The 18,465-nt window shown below is 60.3% G+C and carries 17 protein-coding genes; 7 read left to right on the forward strand and 10 right to left on the reverse strand.

What is annotated here, in order from left to right:
- Positions 1-5: 5 nt before the first annotated feature.
- The 3 genes from AB4N91_RS27140 to folE2 are packed head-to-tail and all read right to left on the reverse strand — an operon-like array spanning position 6 to position 2,433.
- A complete protein-coding gene (locus tag AB4N91_RS27140) occupies positions 6-872 on the reverse strand; it encodes a metal ABC transporter permease (RefSeq protein ID WP_083375421.1) in 867 nt (288 codons plus the stop codon).
- On the reverse strand, positions 872-1,540 hold the full coding sequence (locus AB4N91_RS27145) for a metal ABC transporter ATP-binding protein (protein ID WP_083375422.1): 669 nt from the start codon (positions 1,538-1,540) through the stop codon (positions 872-874). The genes AB4N91_RS27140 and AB4N91_RS27145 overlap by 1 nt, the downstream gene beginning before the upstream one ends.
- Complete coding sequence (folE2, locus tag AB4N91_RS27150; RefSeq protein ID WP_154912722.1) at positions 1,537-2,433, reverse strand: GTP cyclohydrolase FolE2; 897 nt, start codon at positions 2,431-2,433, stop codon at positions 1,537-1,539. Before folE2 ends, AB4N91_RS27145 begins: the two co-directional genes overlap by 4 nt.
- Before the next feature lie 86 nt (positions 2,434-2,519).
- Here folE2 and AB4N91_RS27155 point away from each other — a divergent pair, with 86 nt between their 5' ends.
- A complete protein-coding gene (locus AB4N91_RS27155; RefSeq protein WP_311096981.1) occupies positions 2,520-3,716 on the forward strand; it encodes an N-acetylmuramoyl-L-alanine amidase in 1,197 nt (398 codons plus the stop codon).
- Here AB4N91_RS27155 and AB4N91_RS27160 read toward each other — a convergent pair.
- Positions 3,713-4,090 (reverse strand): hypothetical protein, encoded by a 378-nt coding sequence (locus tag AB4N91_RS27160; RefSeq protein ID WP_010465388.1) that lies wholly within the window; start codon positions 4,088-4,090, stop codon positions 3,713-3,715. The two genes, AB4N91_RS27155 and AB4N91_RS27160, sit on opposite strands and share 4 nt — an antisense overlap.
- Before the next feature lie 143 nt (positions 4,091-4,233).
- Here AB4N91_RS27160 and zigA point away from each other — a divergent pair, with 143 nt between their 5' ends.
- Together zigA and AB4N91_RS27170 are read left to right on the forward strand one after the other, a co-directional pair.
- Positions 4,234-5,442 carry a zinc metallochaperone GTPase ZigA gene (zigA, locus tag AB4N91_RS27165; protein WP_154912724.1) on the forward strand — a complete coding sequence of 403 codons (1,209 nt, stop codon included), beginning with the start codon at positions 4,234-4,236 and terminating at the stop codon, positions 5,440-5,442.
- On the forward strand, positions 5,442-6,092 hold the full coding sequence (locus AB4N91_RS27170) for a DUF1826 domain-containing protein (RefSeq protein WP_010465386.1): 651 nt from the start codon (positions 5,442-5,444) through the stop codon (positions 6,090-6,092). The genes zigA and AB4N91_RS27170 overlap by 1 nt, the downstream gene beginning before the upstream one ends.
- On the opposite strand, the gene AB4N91_RS27175 is transcribed toward AB4N91_RS27170, so the two are convergent.
- On the reverse strand, positions 6,089-6,445 hold the full coding sequence (locus AB4N91_RS27175) for a hypothetical protein (RefSeq protein WP_010465385.1): 357 nt from the start codon (positions 6,443-6,445) through the stop codon (positions 6,089-6,091). The genes AB4N91_RS27170 and AB4N91_RS27175 overlap by 4 nt on opposite strands.
- Positions 6,446-6,472: 27 nt before the next feature.
- Here AB4N91_RS27175 and AB4N91_RS27180 point away from each other — a divergent pair, with 27 nt between their 5' ends.
- Positions 6,473-7,438 carry a CobW family GTP-binding protein gene (locus tag AB4N91_RS27180; protein WP_154502308.1) on the forward strand — a complete coding sequence of 322 codons (966 nt, stop codon included), beginning with the start codon at positions 6,473-6,475 and terminating at the stop codon, positions 7,436-7,438.
- On the opposite strand, the gene AB4N91_RS27185 is transcribed toward AB4N91_RS27180, so the two are convergent.
- Complete coding sequence (locus tag AB4N91_RS27185) at positions 7,435-7,848, reverse strand: DUF3301 domain-containing protein (protein WP_010465383.1); 414 nt, start codon at positions 7,846-7,848, stop codon at positions 7,435-7,437. The genes AB4N91_RS27180 and AB4N91_RS27185 overlap by 4 nt on opposite strands.
- 118 nt (positions 7,849-7,966) lie before the next feature.
- Here AB4N91_RS27185 and pdxY point away from each other — a divergent pair, with 118 nt between their 5' ends.
- Positions 7,967-8,839: a pyridoxal kinase PdxY gene (gene pdxY, locus AB4N91_RS27190; protein WP_010465382.1), complete on the forward strand. Its 873-nt coding sequence runs from the start codon at positions 7,967-7,969 to the stop codon at positions 8,837-8,839.
- 51 nt (positions 8,840-8,890) lie between these two features.
- Here the strand turns inward: pdxY and AB4N91_RS27195 are convergent, their stop codons facing one another.
- A complete protein-coding gene (locus tag AB4N91_RS27195) occupies positions 8,891-9,373 on the reverse strand; it encodes an acyl-CoA thioesterase (RefSeq protein ID WP_010465381.1) in 483 nt (160 codons plus the stop codon).
- 205 nt (positions 9,374-9,578) lie between these two features.
- On the opposite strand from AB4N91_RS27195, the gene AB4N91_RS27200 reads away from it, so the two are divergent.
- Positions 9,579-11,342, forward strand: coding sequence for a cation:proton antiporter (locus AB4N91_RS27200; protein WP_010465380.1), 1,764 nt, complete (start codon positions 9,579-9,581; stop codon positions 11,340-11,342).
- Positions 11,343-11,363: 21 nt separating this feature from the next.
- Here the strand turns inward: AB4N91_RS27200 and AB4N91_RS27205 are convergent, their stop codons facing one another.
- The 3 genes from AB4N91_RS27205 to uvrD form a co-directional block, all read right to left on the reverse strand.
- Positions 11,364-11,771 carry an SMI1/KNR4 family protein gene (locus tag AB4N91_RS27205; RefSeq protein ID WP_010465379.1) on the reverse strand — a complete coding sequence of 136 codons (408 nt, stop codon included), beginning with the start codon at positions 11,769-11,771 and terminating at the stop codon, positions 11,364-11,366.
- Positions 11,772-11,907: 136 nt separating this feature from the next.
- Positions 11,908-12,780, reverse strand: a complete 873-nt coding sequence (locus tag AB4N91_RS27210) for a Tim44 domain-containing protein (protein WP_010465378.1) — start codon at positions 12,778-12,780, stop codon at positions 11,908-11,910.
- A gap of 311 nt (positions 12,781-13,091) precedes the next feature.
- A complete protein-coding gene (gene uvrD / locus AB4N91_RS27215) occupies positions 13,092-15,275 on the reverse strand; it encodes a DNA helicase II (RefSeq protein ID WP_010465377.1) in 2,184 nt (727 codons plus the stop codon).
- 258 nt (positions 15,276-15,533) lie between these two features.
- Between uvrD and AB4N91_RS27220 the strand changes: the two genes are divergently transcribed.
- A complete protein-coding gene (locus tag AB4N91_RS27220; protein ID WP_010465376.1) occupies positions 15,534-18,407 on the forward strand; it encodes an EAL domain-containing protein in 2,874 nt (957 codons plus the stop codon).
- Positions 18,408-18,465 lie beyond the last annotated feature (58 nt).

Below are 18,465 nucleotides of genomic sequence, written 5' to 3' on the forward strand. Positions count from 1 at the left end.
GAACCTCATTGGGATGTGAGTAAAGGTGGGCGGCGCAGCAAACCGTGCACCGGACCGAACACCACGGACAGCGCATACAAACCGCCCGCCACCAGCACGATCGCCGGGCCGCTGGGCAGCGAGTAATAGAACGACAGCAATAAGCCGAGCCATACCGAGAGGCAGCCGAGCAGGGCGGCAATCGCAATCAACATGGGTAAACGGCGACTCCAGAACCGCGACGCGGCGGCCGGCAACATCATTAAACCGACCACCATCAAGGCACCGATGGCCTGGAAGCCGATCACCAGGTTCAGTACCACCAGGGTCAGGAATACGCCGTGAGCCAGCGGGCCAAGACGGCTGACGGTTTGCAGGAAAAGCGGGTCGAGGGTGTCCAGCAGCAAGGGGCGGTAGATCAGCGCCATGGCGATCAGGCTGAACCCGGAGACCCACAGCATGCCGGTCAGCGTCGGCCCATCGACCGCCAGCGCGGAGCCGAACAGCAGGTGAAGCAGGTCCAGGCGTTTGCCGGCAATGCCAAGGATCAGCACGCCGCTGGCGAGGGAAATCGGATAGATCGCGGCGAGGCTCGCGTCTTCGCGCAACCCCGTTCGGCGGGTGATCCATGCGGCGAGTCCGGCCATGCTCAGGCCTGCACCAAGTCCGCCAATGGTCAGTGCCGGGAGGCTCAAACCGGCGAACCAGAAACCGAGCGCTGCACCCGGCAGGATGCCGTGAGCTACCGCGTCGCCGATCAGGCTCATCCGGCGAAGGATCAGAAACACACCCAACGGCGCGGTGCTGCAAGCCAAGACCAATCCGCCCAAGAGTGCACGGCGCATGAATACAAACTCGTGGAACGGTTGCCAAAGCTGAGCGGCAGCGAGCATCAGGCCACCTGCACTTGCTGTGGTTGGCGGATCAGTTCGGTACTGGGGCCGAGGATGCAGCCGCTGCTTTTGATCAGCAGGCTTTGAGGAATGTGTTGGCGAACGGCGGCGAGGTCATGACACACGACCACCAGGGTTCGACCTTCGGCGTGCCAGTTATGAAGGTGTTTCCAAAGCAGCGACTGGCCCAGCTCATCGAGCGCGGCGTGGGGTTCATCGAGTAACAGCAAAGGCGCTTCGGCAAGACTCAAGCGAGCGAGCAGGGCGCGCTGCAATTCGCCGCCGGAAAGGGCCATCAACGGGCGCTGTTCCAATCCCGTCAGGCACCAGTCTTCCAGCACGGCTTTGATACGTTGGTGGCGTATCTCTGGCGATTGCTTGCTGCCCCAGAAACCAGCGGCTACCAACTCCTGAAGGCTGATGGGGAATTGCCTGTCCAGGTGTTGCTGTTGAGGGAGGAAGGAAAGCGAGCCCTTGCGTGGAATAGCGAGGCTGACTTTTCCGGCCAAGGGTTTTTGCAGCCCCGCGATGACTTTCAGCAGACTGCTTTTACCCGAGCCATTGGCGCCGATCACGGCAGTCAGACTGCCTTCGGGCAATTCAAAATCCACAGGGGGCGTAAGCGGTTGACCGGGCGCCCCCCAGCGCAATGCCTGACAACGGATCATGCGGTTACCCAGTTCCATCGGCTTTCGGCAACGGCATCGTGGGCATGAAGGCTTTCGGCGTGGACGACGCGTATGTGGAAAGCGTTGATACCGGGAGAGCGTTTCAAGGCCAGATTCAGTCGGCGAGCGGCGTCCTCGCAGAACATCAGGTTTTGCCCATTGGCCAGGGCGAAGGCTTGTTCATCGGCACGCTTCACGGCGGTTTGTACGGCAGTGCCGAGTGCCGCTTCGGCGTCATTGATGAGTGCAATCAGCGGCAGGTCATCCAGGTAGTCGTCCAGCCGCAGCTTTAAACGTGCGTTGCTGCGTTGGCTGTGCGGTGTCGCAACGATGCCTTTGGTAGAACCAAGCCACGCCAATACATCAGCGTGTTGCAGCGACTTGTTGGCGAAGTCGTCGACGAATTGTTGCTGAATCAACTGCCGGGCAAGTGCGGCTGAACACGGACAGGTCGAGGAGTATGGAACATCGATTTTTAGTTCCACGTGGAACATCGCGTTTTTCAAACGCGCTTCGATGCTCACTGGATAGGTTTTCCAGCCGGCCAGCGGACTGATCAACGCCGGCCTTTTGAGCAGTAAATCCGCATCAATTTTTAAGTAAGCGCCGTGGGACAGCCCTTCATGACTGTCGAGAAAACGTTGAAGAACTCGCCGCAATAGGGCGGGCGTCAGGTTTTCCTGCTCAAGTGCTTCCAGCGCTAAATACAGCCGGGACATGTGAATACCGCGCGCTTCTCCATCATCGAGACTCACGCCGGCGTCCACCTTTGCGCTAAGCCGTTGGCCATCGAACAACACAGGAAGAGCAATGCCGCACATGCCCACCCAGTCGAGTGGCAGGGCTTGGCGGGAAGCCTGCGCGGCGATATCCGGCAGAGTCAGCGCATTCATGAGCAGGTCCGTCGTAGGAGTGGGGTTCCATATGTTATGTTATTACATTGAAATCGACCATGCCTTTTTCACGAGCGGCTTCCAACATGCACCGACGTCACTTGCTCAACTGGATGCTGGCCTGCGCGGCCTTCGCGTTGCCCTTTGGTGTTTCGGCTACGCAGATTCGCAACGCGCGGCTCTGGCGATCGGATGACAAGCTGCGTCTGGTGTTCGATTTGAGCGGGCCGGTGCAGTACAAAACGTTCTCGCTAAGCACTCCCGAGCGGCTGATTGTTGACCTGCGTGGTGCCAGCCTCAGCGGCGACTTCAGCCAACTGGCGCTTGGCAATACGGTCATTCGTTCGATCCGGTCCGGGCGTTTTGGTCAGGGCGATACGCGGATCGTCCTCGACCTCAGCGGCCCGGTTCAGCTCAACAGCTTTCTGCTGCCGCCGCAGGATGGCCAAGGCGACCGGCTGGTCCTCGATCTGAAGCCATCAGCGCCGCTCAACATCGCCGAGGCGACCCAGGCGAGGGTCGACAAGGCTCACCCCAGGCGCGACATCATCGTGGTGGTCGACCCCGGTCACGGCGGCAAAGACCCCGGTGCAGTGGGCGCCAAAGGGGAGCGAGAGAAAGACGTCGTCCTGTCCATCGCCCAGCTATTGGCCAAGCGGTTGAAACGCGAGAAGGGCTTCGACGTGAAGCTGGTGCGCAACGACGACTTCTTCGTTCCGCTGCGTAAACGTGTCGAGATTGCCCGCAAGCACAACGCCGATATCTTCATCTCGGTGCATGCGGACGCGGCGCCGCGTCTCACCGCTTCAGGCGCGTCGGTGTATTGCTTGTCGGAGGGCGGCGCCACCTCGGCCACGGCGCGTTTCATGGCGCAGAGGGAGAACGGCGCGGACTTGTTGGGCGCCACCAGTCTGCTCAATCTCAAGGACAAGGACCCAATGCTCGCCGGGGTGATTCTCGACATGTCGATGAATGCCACTATCGCCGCGAGCTTGCAGCTAGGGAGCACCGTGCTCGGCAGTCTGGCGGCCATCACCTCGCTGCATCAGAAGCGTGTGGAACAAGCGGGATTCGCGGTGCTGAAGTCGCCGGACGTGCCATCGATCCTGGTGGAAACCGGCTTCATTTCCAACGCCCGCGACAGTCAGCGACTGGTAACCGCCCGCCATCAGCAGGCTGTGGCTGATGGATTATTCGAAGGATTGCAGCGCTATTTTCAGAAGAACCCGCCGCTCGACAGCTACATCGCCTGGCAACAGCAACAGAAAAAAGCGCAGGCCTAGCAGCCGCTGATCCTGCTACAGGTGAACCTGGCGCTACTGCCGCCTGAGCTGGAGAAACGGTTGATCGTAGTCCAGCCGACTCGCCGGTTGTAACCGACCCAGGCTTCGCCGTCGGAGGCGATGCCGGTGAAAAACGTGAGCTGGCCGTAACGGCTGTTGGTCTGCGCCCAATAGCGTTTGCCTACCCTTTCGAAACCGCGCAAGTAGATCGTGCTGCCAACGGTGTTGACGCTATAGGCATTGCCATCGGCATCCACGCAGGCGAGCAGATTGGCGCTTCGGGTGCATGTGGCCAGGTTCGGGATCTGAGCCCGGGCGTCTATGGCGAGCAACAGCGAAAAGGTAACCAGCGCTGATTTCAGGGCAATGCGCATGGGAATTCTCACGGCGTGGGCGGGTTTCAGCATCGTACCCTTTATCGTGAAGGACAAGAGCAGACTGGCTTGATTGCATTGTTATACTATAACATTGAAATCAGCCCGACACTGCGATCGGGCATCTCTGTGAGGAAATCCTGATGCCCAATCGTCTCCCCGTGACCGTCCTGTCCGGCTTTCTCGGCGCCGGTAAAAGCACGCTGCTCAATTACGTGTTGCGTAATCGCGAGAACCTGCGAGTCGCGGTAATCGTCAACGATATGAGCGAGATCAACATCGATGGCAGCGAAGTCCAGCGCGATGTCAGCCTGAATCGTGCCGAAGAAAAACTCGTGGAGATGAGCAATGGCTGCATTTGCTGCACCTTGCGCGAAGACCTGCTCGAAGAAGTCAGCAAGCTCGCCAGGGAGGGGCGTTTCGATTACCTGTTGATCGAATCCACCGGTATCTCCGAGCCATTGCCCGTGGCCGAAACGTTCACTTTTCGGGATGAAGAGGGGCAGAGCCTGGCCGACATCGCGCGGCTCGACACCATGGTCACGGTGGTCGATGGCATGAACTTCCTGCTCGACTATCAGGCGGCCGAAAGCCTCGCTTCCCGTGGTGAAACATTGGGCGAGGAGGACGAGCGCTCGATCACCGACCTGCTGATCGAGCAGATCGAATTCGCCGACGTGATCCTCATCAGCAAGATCGATTTGATCAGCCGCCACGAACGTGAGGAGCTGATCGCGATTCTTGAACGCCTCAACGCTCAGGCGCACATCATCCCGATGGTCATGGGTGAAGTCCCCCTGAAGGAAATCCTCAACACCGGGCGTTTCGACTTTGAAAAGGCGGCTCAAGCGCCAGGCTGGCTGCAGGAGTTACGCGGCGAACACGTGCCGGAAACCGAGGAGTACGGCATCGCCTCGACGGCTTACCGAGCTCGCCGACCGTTTCATCCGCAACGTTTTTTCAGCTTCATCGATCGACCGTGGGTGAACGGCAAACTGTTGCGCTCCAAAGGCTTTTTCTGGCTGGCCAGCAAGCATATGGACGCGGGTAGCTGGTCCCAGGCCGGCGGCTTGATGCGCCATGGTTTCGCCGGGCGCTGGTGGCGCTTCGTGCCGAAAACCCAGTGGCCGCAGGACGAAGAAAGCACGGCCGGGATCATGGAAAACTGGACGGCAGCCACCGGCGATTGCCGTCAGGAGTTGGTGTTTATCGGTCAGAACATCGACTTTGCGCAACTCACCGCCGAACTCGACAATTGCCTGCTGAGCGATGATGAAATGGCCTTGGGTATCGAAGGCTGGCGTTTGCTGTCAGATCCGTTCGGCCCTTGGGACGAAGAGGTTGCCGCCTGATGCTGGCGCCCAGTCTGAAGCTGCGGCCGGTCGTTCATCAGGTTCAAGGGGAAACGCCGCAAACCCTGACCCGAATTCTTGAAGACGGGGTAAATCTGGCGATCTGGCAGCGCCAGCTCCCGGCGCACATCAGTGATTTCGGGTGCTTGTTGCTGTCCCTGAACGAGCCACTGGCCGAGTCGCTGGTCCTGGAGTTACCCAACGAAGACACCGAGCCCGATCTGCATGAATTGGCATCCGGTTTCCGCGATCTCGAAGGCTATGCCGGTTTCATTGCCGACGTGTCCTGGCTGGTCAGCGCATTCGCTTGTCTGTTGGGCGCCAAGCGCATCGGCCTGCGCGTGCGCGTTCTGGACAAGGCCATGTGCCCGCGTTTTCACGTCGATCATGTGCCGGTGCGGTTAATCACGACGTATTCCGGAGCGGGCAGTCAGTGGCTGAAAGAAGGGGTGATGGATCGCCGGCAACTGGGCCAGCCTGGTGCCGAGCCCACGCAGCATTCGCTGATCGAGCAGATCGTCAGCGGTGAAGTGGCACTGCTGAAAGGCGAGAAATGGCACGGCAACGAAGGATTCGGCCTGATCCACCGTTCGCCGCAACCCGCATCGGGCGAACGCCGTTTGATCCTGACCCTGGATTGGCTGGCCTAAGGCTTGAGCCAGTTGCCCTGGCTCTGGCCTTCGCAAAACGGCTTCAGATACGCCGCATCGGTGGCTACGCCGTAATAGTGAATATCCTGTCGGTAAGGCATATTGGCGACTTGGGCGTTGCTGCACACGCCGAACGCGCCCGTGGGACATTGGTCGACGTATTGCACGTCGACTTTCTGCCCGGGAAGGTTCGGCTGGCAGAATCCGTCGGCGAAGAGCTTTTGCGGGATGTTGCGGTTCTGCTGGCAGACTTTCACGTCAAGTCGCTCGGCTGTGCTATGTACCACGCAAGCCTGGGCCAGCGCCTCACCGGAACAGAGCGCCAACAGCAACGACAATTCCATCAACCGCATCCATTACCTCCTCAGAAAACATCGACCATGTTGCAGAACATTCCCACTCACGTCATTGCCGGCCCATTGGGCGCGGGCAAGACCAGTTTGATCAAGCACCTACTGGCGCAGCGGCCAGCGAGCGAGCGCTGGGCGGTGCTGATCAATGAGTTCGGCCAGATCGGCCTCGATGCCGCGCTGCTGACCCGGGACGCCGATGGTATCGCACTGGGGGAAGTGGCCGGGGGCTGTTTGTGTTGCGTGAATGGTGCGCCGTTTCAGATCGGCCTCGGGCGGTTGCTGCGCAAGGCGCGGCCGGATCGGCTGTTCATCGAGCCATCAGGGTTGGGCCACCCGGCGCAGTTGCTCAAGCAATTGAGTGAAGCGCCGTGGCAAGGCGTACTGGCGGTACAACCTTGTGTACTGGTTTTGGATGCCCAGGCGCTCGCCGCTGGCAAACCATTGCCCGAGGCGCAACAGGAGGCGTTGAGCAGTGCCGGTTTGTTGGTGCTGAACAAGGCGGAAGGTCTCGACGTCAATGATCGCCAGCGAATCGCCGCGCAGCTGCCTGCTCGTCCTTTGTACTGGACGCAGCAAGCGCGCCTGCCGTTGAACGAATTACCGGGCCTTGGCGTTCAGGCGGATGCGGGTGTGGATAACTTTATCGTGCCCAAGGGATTGGCGCAGATGCCGGCCATCTGGACCGATCCTGCGCTGCCAATTTGCTTGAGTCAGGCGCAGGACGGCGGCTGGAGCGTCGGTTGGCGGTGGCATCCGACTCAGACCTTCGATGCGGCTTGCGTTGGCCAGTGGCTTGAAAGCTTTGCCTGGCGACGGGCGAAGCTGGTTATCCACAGCGTCGACGGTTGGGTATCAGCGAATGCGCTGGATAACTCGCCGTTGGAATGGCAACAGAGCGAATGGCGCCAGGATTCGAGGATCGAATTGATTTTCGGTGAGCCGCAGGAAGTGGCTTCACTGCAAAAAGCGTTGGCCGACTGTCGGACCGGTTAAGGACGCCACTTGGTGTGTTCTTGCCGCCACTGGCTCAGCTCGATCACTTCCGCGCGAGGCTTCTCCACGTCGACCACAGCAGGCGTGTCGTCGAACGGCATTGGGTAAGGCGCCAGTTCGATTTGCGCACTGTGGGCGCCGAACTGGGTGATGGTGCCGTTGTGGCGGGTTTCGCCGGTCACGGTGAACTCGAAGTTATACACACGAGCCAGGCGCCGCCGGTCGTTGGCGTCTTTGATGAACGCGATCTTTTTCAGCGCCACGTTACCGTCCAGCAACTCGATCCCGAGCTTGGTGCAATGCAGCTTGACCCTTTCCAGCGCGCGCTCGCGCAAGCCGTGGTTGTGCCACAGCCATGCGCCGCCAGTGGCGAGCAGCATCAGCACGAAGATATTTCCGAGGGTCAGCATCAGCAAATTGCTCCAACAAGATAGTGCCAGCTTAACTGCGTCGCCGGTCTGTCGTACAGGCCGTGTTTCGTCGCATACTGCGCGGCTCGAATTTCAATCGTTTTACGGAACTCACCGCATGAAACGTACGCCCCATCTGCTCGCCATCCAGTCCCACGTGGTGTTCGGCCACGCTGGCAACAGCGCCGCGGTTTTCCCGATGCAGCGGGTCGGGGTGAATGTCTGGCCACTCAACACCGTGCAGTTCTCCAACCACACGCAATACGGCCAGTGGACCGGTGAGGTGCTGGCACCGCACCAGATCCCCGATCTGGTTGAAGGGATCGCGGCGATTGGCGAGCTGGGCAATTGCGATGCGGTGCTGTCCGGGTATCTCGGCAGTGCGGCTCAGGGCCGGGCGATCCTGACGGGTGTGGCGCGGATCAAGTCGATGAACCCCAAGGCGCTGTATTTGTGCGACCCGGTAATGGGCCATCCGGAGAAGGGCTGCAGCGTGCCGGCCGAAGTCAGCGATTTCCTGCTGGAAGAGGCGGCTTCGGTGGCGGACTTCATGTGCCCGAACCAATTGGAGCTGGACAGTTTCTCGGGGCGCAAGCCGCAGTCGCTGTTCGATTGCCTGGCGATGGCACGCGCACTGCTGGCGCGCGGACCGAAGGCGGTGTTGGTCAAGCATCTGGACTATCCCGGCAAGCCGGCGGATGGCTTCGAGATGTTGTTGGTAACGGCGGAAGGCAGCTGGCACCTGCGTCGTCCGTTGCTGGCGTTTCCGCGTCAGCCGGTGGGCGTTGGCGACCTGACGTCGGGGCTGTTCCTGGCGCGTGTGCTGTTAGGCGACAGCCTGTTGGCGGCCTTCGAGTTCACGGCGGCGGCGGTGCATGAAGTGCTGCTGGAAACCCAGGCGTGTGCCAGCTATGAGCTGGAGCTGGTGCGGGCGCAGGACCGGATTGCGCATCCGCGGGTGAAGTTCGAAGCGACTGCCATCAGCCTTTAAAAGCTTCGCGGGCAAGACTTGCCCGCGAAAGCGATCTAAACCCCGAACACGTCAGGCATCGCCCTTGATTTCCTGATACCGCTTTTCCAGTTCCTGACGAATCTGCCGGCGTTGCTGAGCCTGCATGAAGCGGCGCTTGTCTTCGCTGTTCTGCGGTTGCAGCGGCGGTACGGCAGCCGGTTTGCGGTCGTCATCCACTGCCACCATGGTGAAGAAGCAGCTGTTGGTGTGGCGAACCGAGCGCTCACGGATGTTTTCGGTCACCACCTTGATGCCCACTTCCATGGAAGTGTTGCCGGTGTAATTGACCGAGGCCAGGAAGGTCACCAGTTCACCGACATGAATCGGCTCGCGGAAAATCACCTGGTCCACCGACAAGGTCACCACGTAGCGGCCGGCGTAACGGCTGGCGCAGGCGTAGGCCACTTCGTCGAGGTATTTGAGCAGGGTACCGCCGTGAACATTGCCAGAGAAGTTGGCCATGTCAGGGGTCATCAATACCGTCATCGACAGCTGGGCGTTTCCGGGTTCCATAGCGTTCTCACGGGTCAAGGCAGAATGGCGGGAAGGGCGGCACCTCTGCGGGTGCCTGGTCGGTTTTTTTCAAACCACAGTTATCGGGACGCCGGGCGGCTGCTCGCCGTCACGCCGGATCGATCTGTTTCCATATATTGCACCGCCTTTCTGGCGGAAGTCGCGGTGTTAACCTCCGGACGTCCACCTCAAGGAGCCCGACACCATGCATGCCATCAGTTTTATTCAGGATCTGGCAGTGATCATGTTGGTCGCAGGGGTGGTGACGGTGCTGTTCCACCGCTTCAAACAGCCGGTGGTGCTGGGTTATATCGTCGCCGGCTTCATCATCGGTCCGCACACGCCGCCGTTCGGCCTGATCCATGACGAAGAAACCATCAAGACCCTCGCGGAACTCGGGGTGATTTTCCTGATGTTCTGCCTGGGCCTGGAGTTCAGCCTGCGCAAGCTGTTCAAGGTCGGTGCCACGGCATTCATCGCGGCGTTCCTCGAAATCGTGCTGATGATCTGGATCGGCTACGAAATCGGCCAATGGTTTGACTGGAACACCATGGATTCGCTGTTCCTCGGCGCGATCCTGGCGATTTCCTCAACCACCATCATCGTCAAGGCGCTCAACGACCTGAAGATGAAGAACGAGCGCTTTGCCCAGCTGATCTTCGGTGTGCTGATTGTCGAGGACATCCTCGGTATCGGCATCATTGCCTTGCTGTCGAGCATCGCGGTCAGCGGCACGGTCAGTTCTGGCGAAGTGTTTTCCACGGTGGGCAAGCTCTCGCTGTTCATGATCGTGGCACTGGTCATTGGCATCTTGCTGGTGCCGCGATTACTGGCCTATGTGGCGAAGTTCGAAAGCAATGAAATGCTGCTGATCACTGTGCTGGGCCTGTGTTTCGGCTTCTGCCTGCTGGTGGTCAAGCTTGAATACAGCATGGTCCTGGGCGCGTTCCTGATTGGGGCGATCATGGCCGAGTCACGGCAATTGCTGAAGATCGAGCGCTTGATCGAGCCGGTTCGCGACCTGTTCAGTGCAATCTTCTTTGTGGCGATCGGGTTGATGCTCGATCCGATGATCCTGCTGCAATACGCCTGGCCAATCGCAGTGATTACCGTGGCCGTTGTGCTCGGCAAAATGCTTTCCTGCGGCCTCGGGGCCTTTATCGCCGGCAATGACGGACGCACCTCACTGCGCGTGGGGATGGGGCTTTCGCAGATTGGCGAATTCTCCTTCATCATCGCTGCGCTGGGCATGACGCTGCAGGTCACCAGCAACTTCCTCTACCCGGTCGCCGTGGCAGTCTCGGTGATTACCACGTTGCTGACACCGTATCTGATCCGCGCGGCTGATCCGCTGTCGATCAAGCTTGCTGCGGTGATGCCGCAGCGGCTGGCGCGAGTGTTGGGGATGTACGGCGAGTGGCTGCGCAGCATTCAGCCTCAGGGCGAGGGCGCGCTGCTGGCGTCGATGATCCGGCGGATTCTGTTGCAGGTCGGGGTCAATCTGGCGCTGGTGATTGCGATCTTTTTTTCCGGCGCGTATTTCGCCGAACGCATGTCCGTGTACCTGCAAGCGTGGATCAGCGATCCGAGCTGGCAGAAAGCGTTGATCTGGGGCGGGGCGTTGCTGTTGTCGCTGCCGTTTCTGATCGCCGCTTATCGTAAGCTCAAGGCGCTGTCGATGCTGTTGGCGGAGATGGGCGTGAAGCCGGAGATGGCAGGGCGCCACACGCAGCGAGTGCGCCGGGTGATCGCCGAAGTGATCCCGATCCTCTCGCTGCTGGTGATCTTCCTGCTGCTGGCAGCCTTGTCGGCCAGTATTTTGCCGACCAACAAGTTGCTGGTACTGATCGTCGTGGTGGCCGCCGGGGTGGCAGCACTGCTCTGGCGCTGGTTCATCCGCGTGCACACGCGGATGCAGGTGGCGTTGCTCGAAACACTGGACAACCACAAGGAGTCGTCCGGGCATTGACCACGCGGCGCGTCAGACGACTCAGCTTTCCAGCCAGACGTCCCGCGCCCAGTGCCACACCGATTCCCAGGTTTCTTCGGCGACCAGCTCTTCTTCGGCCAACCACAGCACCACGGTGCCGTCTTCTTCGACCAAGTAGTAATTGTCGCCGTCCTGGCAAATCGGGATCATGCTGCGATCAACACCCGCATCCCAGGCGTTGGCAGCAACGTCTGGCAGGTAGGTGTGGGATTGCGGGTCTGTGACGGTCACCGGCTCCAGGCTGCCGTAGACAACGTCGCTGACAGTCAGCAAAAACTCTCTGAAGACGAAGGGAATGTCGATGAACAGTTGTTCCTCGATTTCCACGATCTGGTCTTCGTCAGGCAACTCCAAGGGGACCGGTACCGGTTCGTTGGCTTCACGCAGTTGTTCGATGATTTCTTCCACGTCCGGGATCCTCTTGCTTGATGGCGCGGTTTAGTTGGGGCGGTTTATACAGTAGCTCGCTACAGATGCAACTGCGAAATAGAAAACCCCGGCCGAGGCCGGGGTTTCTATTACAGCATGCGTAACGCGGAGGGGATCAGCCGTTCTGGCGGATACCGGCCACCAGCCAAGGCTGGTTTTCGCCCTGCGGACGTTCCATGTTCCAGCTTTCGCTGAACACTTCGCCCTGGTCGAAACGCGAAGTCTTCGACACACCGGTAAAGGTCAGGGTGGCGATGGTCTTGTCGGCACGATCATCCACGCCGTCCAGTTGAACATTGAGGTTATCAATGTAGGTGGACTGGAAACCTTCGCCGAGGTCGGCACGTTCACGCTTCAGGAACTCCAGCAATTGCGGGGTCACGAACTCGGCGATCTTGTCCATTTCGTTGGAGTCCCAGTGTTGCTGCAGGGACTGGAAGTGGTTGCGGGCCGCTTCAATGAAGTTCTGTTCATTGAACCAGGCTGGCGCGTTGATTACCGGACGAGCGGCAGCAGGTGCCGCCGAGCCGCCGAAGATCGAACCCATGCCGGCTGGCTTCTGCTCGAACACTTCACGTTGCATCGGCGCGCCAGCTGGAGCCAGATGCTCCTGTTGCTTGCGACGACGAGCGGCGATGAAGCGGAAGATCAGGAACGCAATGACAGCCATGATCAGGATGTCGAAGATCTGCATGCCCTGGAAGCCGTCGCCCATGAACATGGAGGCCAGCAGGCCACCGGCAGCGATGCCGGCTAGAGGGCCGAGCCAGCGCGAAGCTCCGCCAGCCTTGGCGGCAGCGCCTGCGGCACCGGCCGCGCCCGCAGTGGCGGCAGCACCACCGGCGGCAGAAGAAGGAGCCATTTGGCTGGTCTGGTGAGTCGGCGCAGCGCCGGAGCTCTTGCCGCCACCAAAGCGCTTGGCGTTGGCGTCGAGGCTCATCGTCAGGCCGATGCACAACGCCATGGCGATGCTAAGAAAACGTTTCATAAAGGGAATTCCCATTTGTGGATGGCACGCGCGCCATGTTGCACAGCTGAAGTGTTACTGGCTAGCGGCAGAGTGTTTCGGGCTTTTGCCTGACAGGTTGCGTTCAGCTTCGGTCAGCGCAATCGGGCCTGTTAACTTTGGTCTGTAGGACGAGGAGATAAGTTCTGTAGGAATGCCCGTAGCGGGCGCGGCGCAGATAGATCGTTCCCACGCTCTGGGTGGTAATGCCGCCATGAACGCTCTGCGTCCACTGTGATGCGGAGCGTCACGGGATGCATTCCCACGCCGAGCGTGGGAACGATCATGGGCGCCTAAATAGCTTCCAGCTTGGCGTAACCGAGCATCAGCCACTTGCTGCCTTCGCTGAAGTTCACCTGCACCCGGGCCTGAGCACCGGCGCCCTCAAAGTTGAGGATCACGCCGTCGCCAAACACAGAATGCCGCACGGCCTGACCGAGGCTGAACCCGGTGTCCGGAATCTCGCTGCCGCCAAACAGGCTGCTGGAGCTCTGTTGCTGACCACCGCCGAACGGACGGCTGACGCTGTTGGACAGCCGCACCTCCTGGATCAGGCCTTTTGGCACTTCACGCACGAAACGCGACACCTTGTTGTAGGTCTCGCTACCGTACAGGCGTCGGGTTTCCGCGTAGGTCATCACCAGGTTCTGCATCGCCCGCGTAATGCCGACGTAAGCCAGACGGCGCTCCTCTTCAAGACGCCCCGGCTCTTCCAGGCTCATCTTGTGCGGGAAAAGGCCTTCTTCCATGCCCACGAGGAACACGTAAGGGAATTCCAGGCCCTTGGCGCTGTGCAAGGTCATCAGCTGAATGCTGTCTTCGTGCTCGTCGGCCTGGGTATCACCGGCCTCCAGCGACGCGTGGCCCAGGAACGCCGCCAATGGCGTCAGGTCTTCATCTTCTTCAGCGTTTTCGAAGTTGCGCGCGGCGCTGACCAGTTCCTCAAGGTTCTCTACCCGGGCCTGGCCTTTCTCGCCTTTTTCCGCTTCGTGGTAGGCAATTAGCCCCGACTGTTCGATAACCGTCTGGGTCATCAGGTGCAGCGGCATTTCCATGCACTTGGCGGCAAGGTTCTCGATCAGCTCGATAAATGCGCCGAGCGCGCCAGCGGCACGCCCGGTCAGGCCTTTATTGGCGACCAGCAAGCGCATGGCTTCCCACATCGATACGTCACTGTGGCGCGCATGGTCGCGAATCGCTTCAACGGTTTTCTCGCCGATGCCACGGGCCGGAACGTTGATGACCCGCTCCAGCGCCGCATCGTTGCCGCGACCTTCCAGCAAACGCAGGTAGGCCATGGCGTTCTTGATTTCGGCGCGCTCGAAGAAGCGCTGCCCACCATAGATGCGGTACGGAATGCGCTCGCGCAGTAACGCTTCTTCCAAAACGCGCGATTGGGCGTTGGAGCGGTACAAAATCGCGATATCGCTACGGGCCAAGCCGGTTTTCAGCGCACTTTCGATGGTTTCCACCACGTAGCGTGCTTCATCGTGCTCGTTGAACGCGGCGTACAGATTGATCGCTTCGCCTTCGCCGCCATCGGTCCACAGTTCTTTACCCATGCGCCCGGTGTTGTTGGCGATCAGGGCGTTGGCAGCCTTGAGAATCCCGGCGGTGGAGCGGTAGTTTTGCTCCAGACGAATGGTCTCGGCATCCGGGAAATCGTCGGAATACTGATAAATGTTCTCGATTTTCGCGCCACGCCAGCCGTAGATCGACTGATCGTCGTCGCCCACCACCATCAAACTGTCGCCGCCCTTGGCCAGCAGACGCAACCAGGCGTACTGAACGGCGTTGGTGTCCTGGAACTCGTCCACCAGAATGTGCCGGAAGCGCTTCTGGTAATGGGCCAGCAGGCCCGGGTGATCGCGCCACAGGTCGAGGGCACGCAGCAGCAATTCGGAGAAGTCGATAACACCGGCGCGCAGGCAAGCGGCCTCGTAGGCCTCATAAATGCTGCGCATGGTCGCCAGGAACAGGTCGCCGCTGGCTTGAATGTGTTGTGGGCGCAGACCTTCGTCTTTCTGCCCGTTGATAAACCACTGAGCCTGGCGGGCCGGCCAGCGTTGCTCGTCCAGCCCCAGCTCGCGGATCACCCGCTTGACCAGCCGTTGCTGGTCGTCGCTGTCGAGAATCTGGAAGGTCTGGCTCAGGCCGGCTTCCTGCCAGTGCGCCCGCAGCAAGCGGTGCGCCAGGCCGTGGAAGGTGCCGACCCACATGCCGGCCGGGTTGATACCCATCAGCTGCTCGATGCGATGACGCATCTCGGCAGCGGCCTTATTGGTGAAGGTCACCGACAGGATCGAGTGGGGCGAGGCGTTTTCGACCTGGATCAACCAGGCGATACGGTGCACTAGCACTCGGGTTTTACCGGAACCAGCACCGGCCAGGACCAACTGACGACCCACGGAGGCAGCTACGGCCTGGCGTTGGGCATCGTTGAGGGAGTTCAGCAGAAGGGAGAGATCATCGCGCATCGGGGCATTCTAGGGTGCGCCGTCACACCGGGCAAACCGAGCTTTGCATTAGCCGATGAAAGAAGCACGAATGACGACCGGTCAGTCACTGGCTGCAAGCGTTGGCGGGGCTCGCTCCAAGGGTTTTGAGGCGGCGGCGGGGGGCTGAAATTTTGTCGATTTTATGATCCGGGGCAGTTTGGTAAGGGCATCGGCTTGTGTATGCTCCGTCCACGTTTCGGGCTCATGCTCACCATTATAAGAACAAGAACATTGCCTATGACCCTCAGCTCCGACCTGTCGGGCCCTTCTGTGGAGCCCCGGGTTATCCGCAAACAGTACGCCATGGAAATGGCGGTCGAGCGCACGCGCCTGCTCTACCAGGGCTCGCTGCTGCCTACGCTGTTCATGCTGATCAACGGGCTGGTCTGTGCCGCACTGCTCTGGAGTCCGCAGCGCTACTTCATCGTCAGCGTCTGGCTGATCTGGCTTCTATCGCTGGTGGCCCTGCGGGTGATTCAAGTCGCGGCCTTCGATTCGGCCATTCCCAATCGCCAGGCCCATCCGGTCTGGCGTCGCATGTTCCTGCTGGGCTCCGCCATGACAGGCCTGACCCTGGCCGGTGCCGGCATCGCTCTGGTTCCCGCTGATAATTTCATGCAGCAAGCCTGGGTATTCGGCCTGATCGGCGCCGCCGCCCTGTCGGCCAGCGTTGCGTATGCGGTCAGCCTGCCGGCATTCCTGTCCTTTACCTTGCCTTGCCTGTTGCCGGCCATCGCCTATCTCTTCTGGGGGGGAGATGAACAAGGCCAGGGTTGGGGCTGGTTCGGGCTGATTTTATTGGGCGCGTTGAGTGTGGTGGCCTGGCAGGTCAACAGGTTGATCGACAGCGGCTTGCTACGGCGCTTTCAGAATCAGGCCCTGATCGAGCATCTGCAGCAGGCGCAGAGCTGCGGCGACCAGCTCAATCACGAGTTGGCCAAAGAGATTGATCATCGCCGGTGCGCCGAAGACAAGTTGCGCGAAGCCCAGGTCGAGCTGGAAAACCGGGTCGCCCAGCGCAGCCTCGAACTGGACGCGGCCAACCAGGCCCTGAGCAAGAGCGAAGCGCGACTGGCGCTGGCGTTGAAGGCCAGTGAACTCGGGCTGTGGGACTGGAACCTGCAAACTGACGAAGTCCATCACACCCAACTTCAAGAGTTGTTCGGCCTGGAACCGGAATTCGTCACCGCGATGCTCAGCCACCTCAAGCCTCGCCTTCACCCCGAAGACTTGCCGTCGCTGCGTCGTGCCCTGGTCGAGCATTTGAAAGGCCGCAGCGAGGATTACCAGATCGAATACCGGGTGCGGCACGGCGACGGTCACTGGGTCTGGATCGAGGACCGTGGACGAGCGGTCGAGCGCAGCGAAAATGGTCGGGTGATCCGCATGGTCGGCACCCGCCGCGACATCAGCGCGAGCAAGGGCCAGGAAGAACAGCGCCAACTGGCGGCGACGGTGTTTGAGGCGGCCAGCGAAGGCATCGTGATTTTCGACCCCAATTACGCGCTGATCGCGGTCAATCAGGCTTTCAGCCGGGTCACCGGCTACGACATCGACGACATGATCGGGCGCAACGTCGTCGAATTGCCGTGCAGCCGCGATGCGCGCAGGCACTACGGCGCGATCCATCATGCGCTGGAACAGCACGGCACGTGGCAGGGCGAGCTGGTGGAAACCCGCAAAAACGGCGAGCTCTATCCACAGTGGCTGCAACTCAACGCTGTTCGGGATGCTCGGGGAAAGGTGAGCCATATTGTTGGCTTCTTCGCCGATCTGTCCGCTCGACGGGAATCCGAAGAGCGCATGCGCTATCTGACCCATTACGATGAACTCACGGGCCTGGCCAACCGTTCGCTGTTCCGTGAACGGCTGCGCGAAGCGCATCAGCGAGTGCGTCAGGGCGGGCGTCGCAGCCTGGCGCTGCTGCATATCAACCTGGATCGTTTCAAGCTGCTCAATGACAGCCTTGGCCATGAAGTCGCTGACCAGTTGCTGCAGAAAATGGCCCGGCGGCTGGTCAACGCATTGCCCGAGGCGGACACCATCGCGCGGCTTTCCGGTGACGAATTTGCGGTGATATTCGATGCCTACGGCAACCTGTCGAGCCTGGCGCGCGTGGCGACCCGGTTGTCGACCAAACTGCGTTTGCCGATCACCGTCGATGGCCATGAACTGGTGGTCAGCGCCTCGATGGGCATCAGCATGTTGCCGGACACCGCCAGGGAAATTTCCGCGCTGGTCAGCCAGTCGAACATTGCCATGCAGCACGCCAAACACTTGGGCGGCAACAACTTCCAGTTCTACACCGAGAGCTTGCAGGCCAGCACCCTTGAGCGATTGCAGCTTGAAAATCAGCTGCGCAAAGCGATCGAAGAGAAGCAGCTGCAAGTCTATTACCAACCGAAACTTTGCCTCGCCACCGGACGCCTGAACGCTGCCGAAGCGTTGGTGCGCTGGGATCATCCGACCATGGGGCGTGTGCCACCCGCTGAATTTATCGGTCTGGCGGAGGAAACCGGGCTGATCGGTCCGATCGGCGAGTTCGTGTTGCGCCAAGCCTGTTGGCAGGCCTGCGAATGGCAACGGCAGGGGCTTGAGCCGATTCGCGTGTCGGTCAATTTGTCGGTGCATCAATTGCGCCAGGGCAAGTTGGTCAGCCTGGTGCGGCAGGTACTGGAAGAAACCGGTCTGGCGCCGCACTACCTGGAGCTCGAACTCACCGAAAGCCAGTTGCTGGACAGCGTCGAGCACATCATCGCGACGTTCCAGCAGCTGCGGGATCTGGGCGTGAAACTGGCGATCGACGATTTCGGCACGGGCTATTCGTCCCTGAGTTATCTCAAGCGCATTCCCGTGGATTACGTGAAGATCGATCAGGCGTTTATCCGCGGTCTGGGGCAGGGCAGCGAGGACGCAGCGATCACCCGGGCGATCATCGCCATGGCGCATGGCTTGTCGCTGAAAGTGGTGGCTGAAGGTGTGGAGCGCGCAGAGCAGCTGGAATTCTTGAAAGCCGAGCGCTGCGATGAAGTGCAGGGTTACCTGATCAGCCGTCCAGTCGAGGCCGATGACCTGGCGGCGCTTTTAGGTGAGGACGCAAAACCCTTGTAAGTGCTACATCAAGCGTATGTGGCGTGGAATGGGGACATCGAGTTACGCATTGAGCAGG

It is taken from the genome of Pseudomonas sp. H3_D04, assembly GCF_054669175.1.

Coding starts and splice junctions, on each gene's coding strand:
- AB4N91_RS27140 (WP_083375421.1), bottom strand. CDS start 872: ATGCTCGCTGCCGCTCAGCTTTGGCAACCGTTCCACGAGTTTGTATTC.
- AB4N91_RS27145 (WP_083375422.1), bottom strand. CDS start 1,540: ATGATCCGTTGTCAGGCATTGCGCTGGGGGGCGCCCGGTCAACCGCTT.
- folE2 (WP_154912722.1), bottom strand. CDS start 2,433: ATGAATGCGCTGACTCTGCCGGATATCGCCGCGCAGGCTTCCCGCCAA.
- AB4N91_RS27155 (WP_311096981.1), top strand. CDS start 2,520: ATGCACCGACGTCACTTGCTCAACTGGATGCTGGCCTGCGCGGCCTTC.
- AB4N91_RS27160 (WP_010465388.1), bottom strand. CDS start 4,090: ATGCGCATTGCCCTGAAATCAGCGCTGGTTACCTTTTCGCTGTTGCTC.
- zigA (WP_154912724.1), top strand. CDS start 4,234: ATGCCCAATCGTCTCCCCGTGACCGTCCTGTCCGGCTTTCTCGGCGCC.
- AB4N91_RS27170 (WP_010465386.1), top strand. CDS start 5,442: ATGCTGGCGCCCAGTCTGAAGCTGCGGCCGGTCGTTCATCAGGTTCAA.
- AB4N91_RS27175 (WP_010465385.1), bottom strand. CDS start 6,445: ATGCGGTTGATGGAATTGTCGTTGCTGTTGGCGCTCTGTTCCGGTGAG.
- AB4N91_RS27180 (WP_154502308.1), top strand. CDS start 6,473: ATGTTGCAGAACATTCCCACTCACGTCATTGCCGGCCCATTGGGCGCG.
- AB4N91_RS27185 (WP_010465383.1), bottom strand. CDS start 7,848: ATGCTGACCCTCGGAAATATCTTCGTGCTGATGCTGCTCGCCACTGGC.
- pdxY (WP_010465382.1), top strand. CDS start 7,967: ATGAAACGTACGCCCCATCTGCTCGCCATCCAGTCCCACGTGGTGTTC.
- AB4N91_RS27195 (WP_010465381.1), bottom strand. CDS start 9,373: ATGGAACCCGGAAACGCCCAGCTGTCGATGACGGTATTGATGACCCCT.
- AB4N91_RS27200 (WP_010465380.1), top strand. CDS start 9,579: ATGCATGCCATCAGTTTTATTCAGGATCTGGCAGTGATCATGTTGGTC.
- AB4N91_RS27210 (WP_010465378.1), bottom strand. CDS start 12,780: ATGAAACGTTTTCTTAGCATCGCCATGGCGTTGTGCATCGGCCTGACG.
- uvrD (WP_010465377.1), bottom strand. CDS start 15,275: ATGCGCGATGATCTCTCCCTTCTGCTGAACTCCCTCAACGATGCCCAA.
- AB4N91_RS27220 (WP_010465376.1), top strand. CDS start 15,534: ATGACCCTCAGCTCCGACCTGTCGGGCCCTTCTGTGGAGCCCCGGGTT.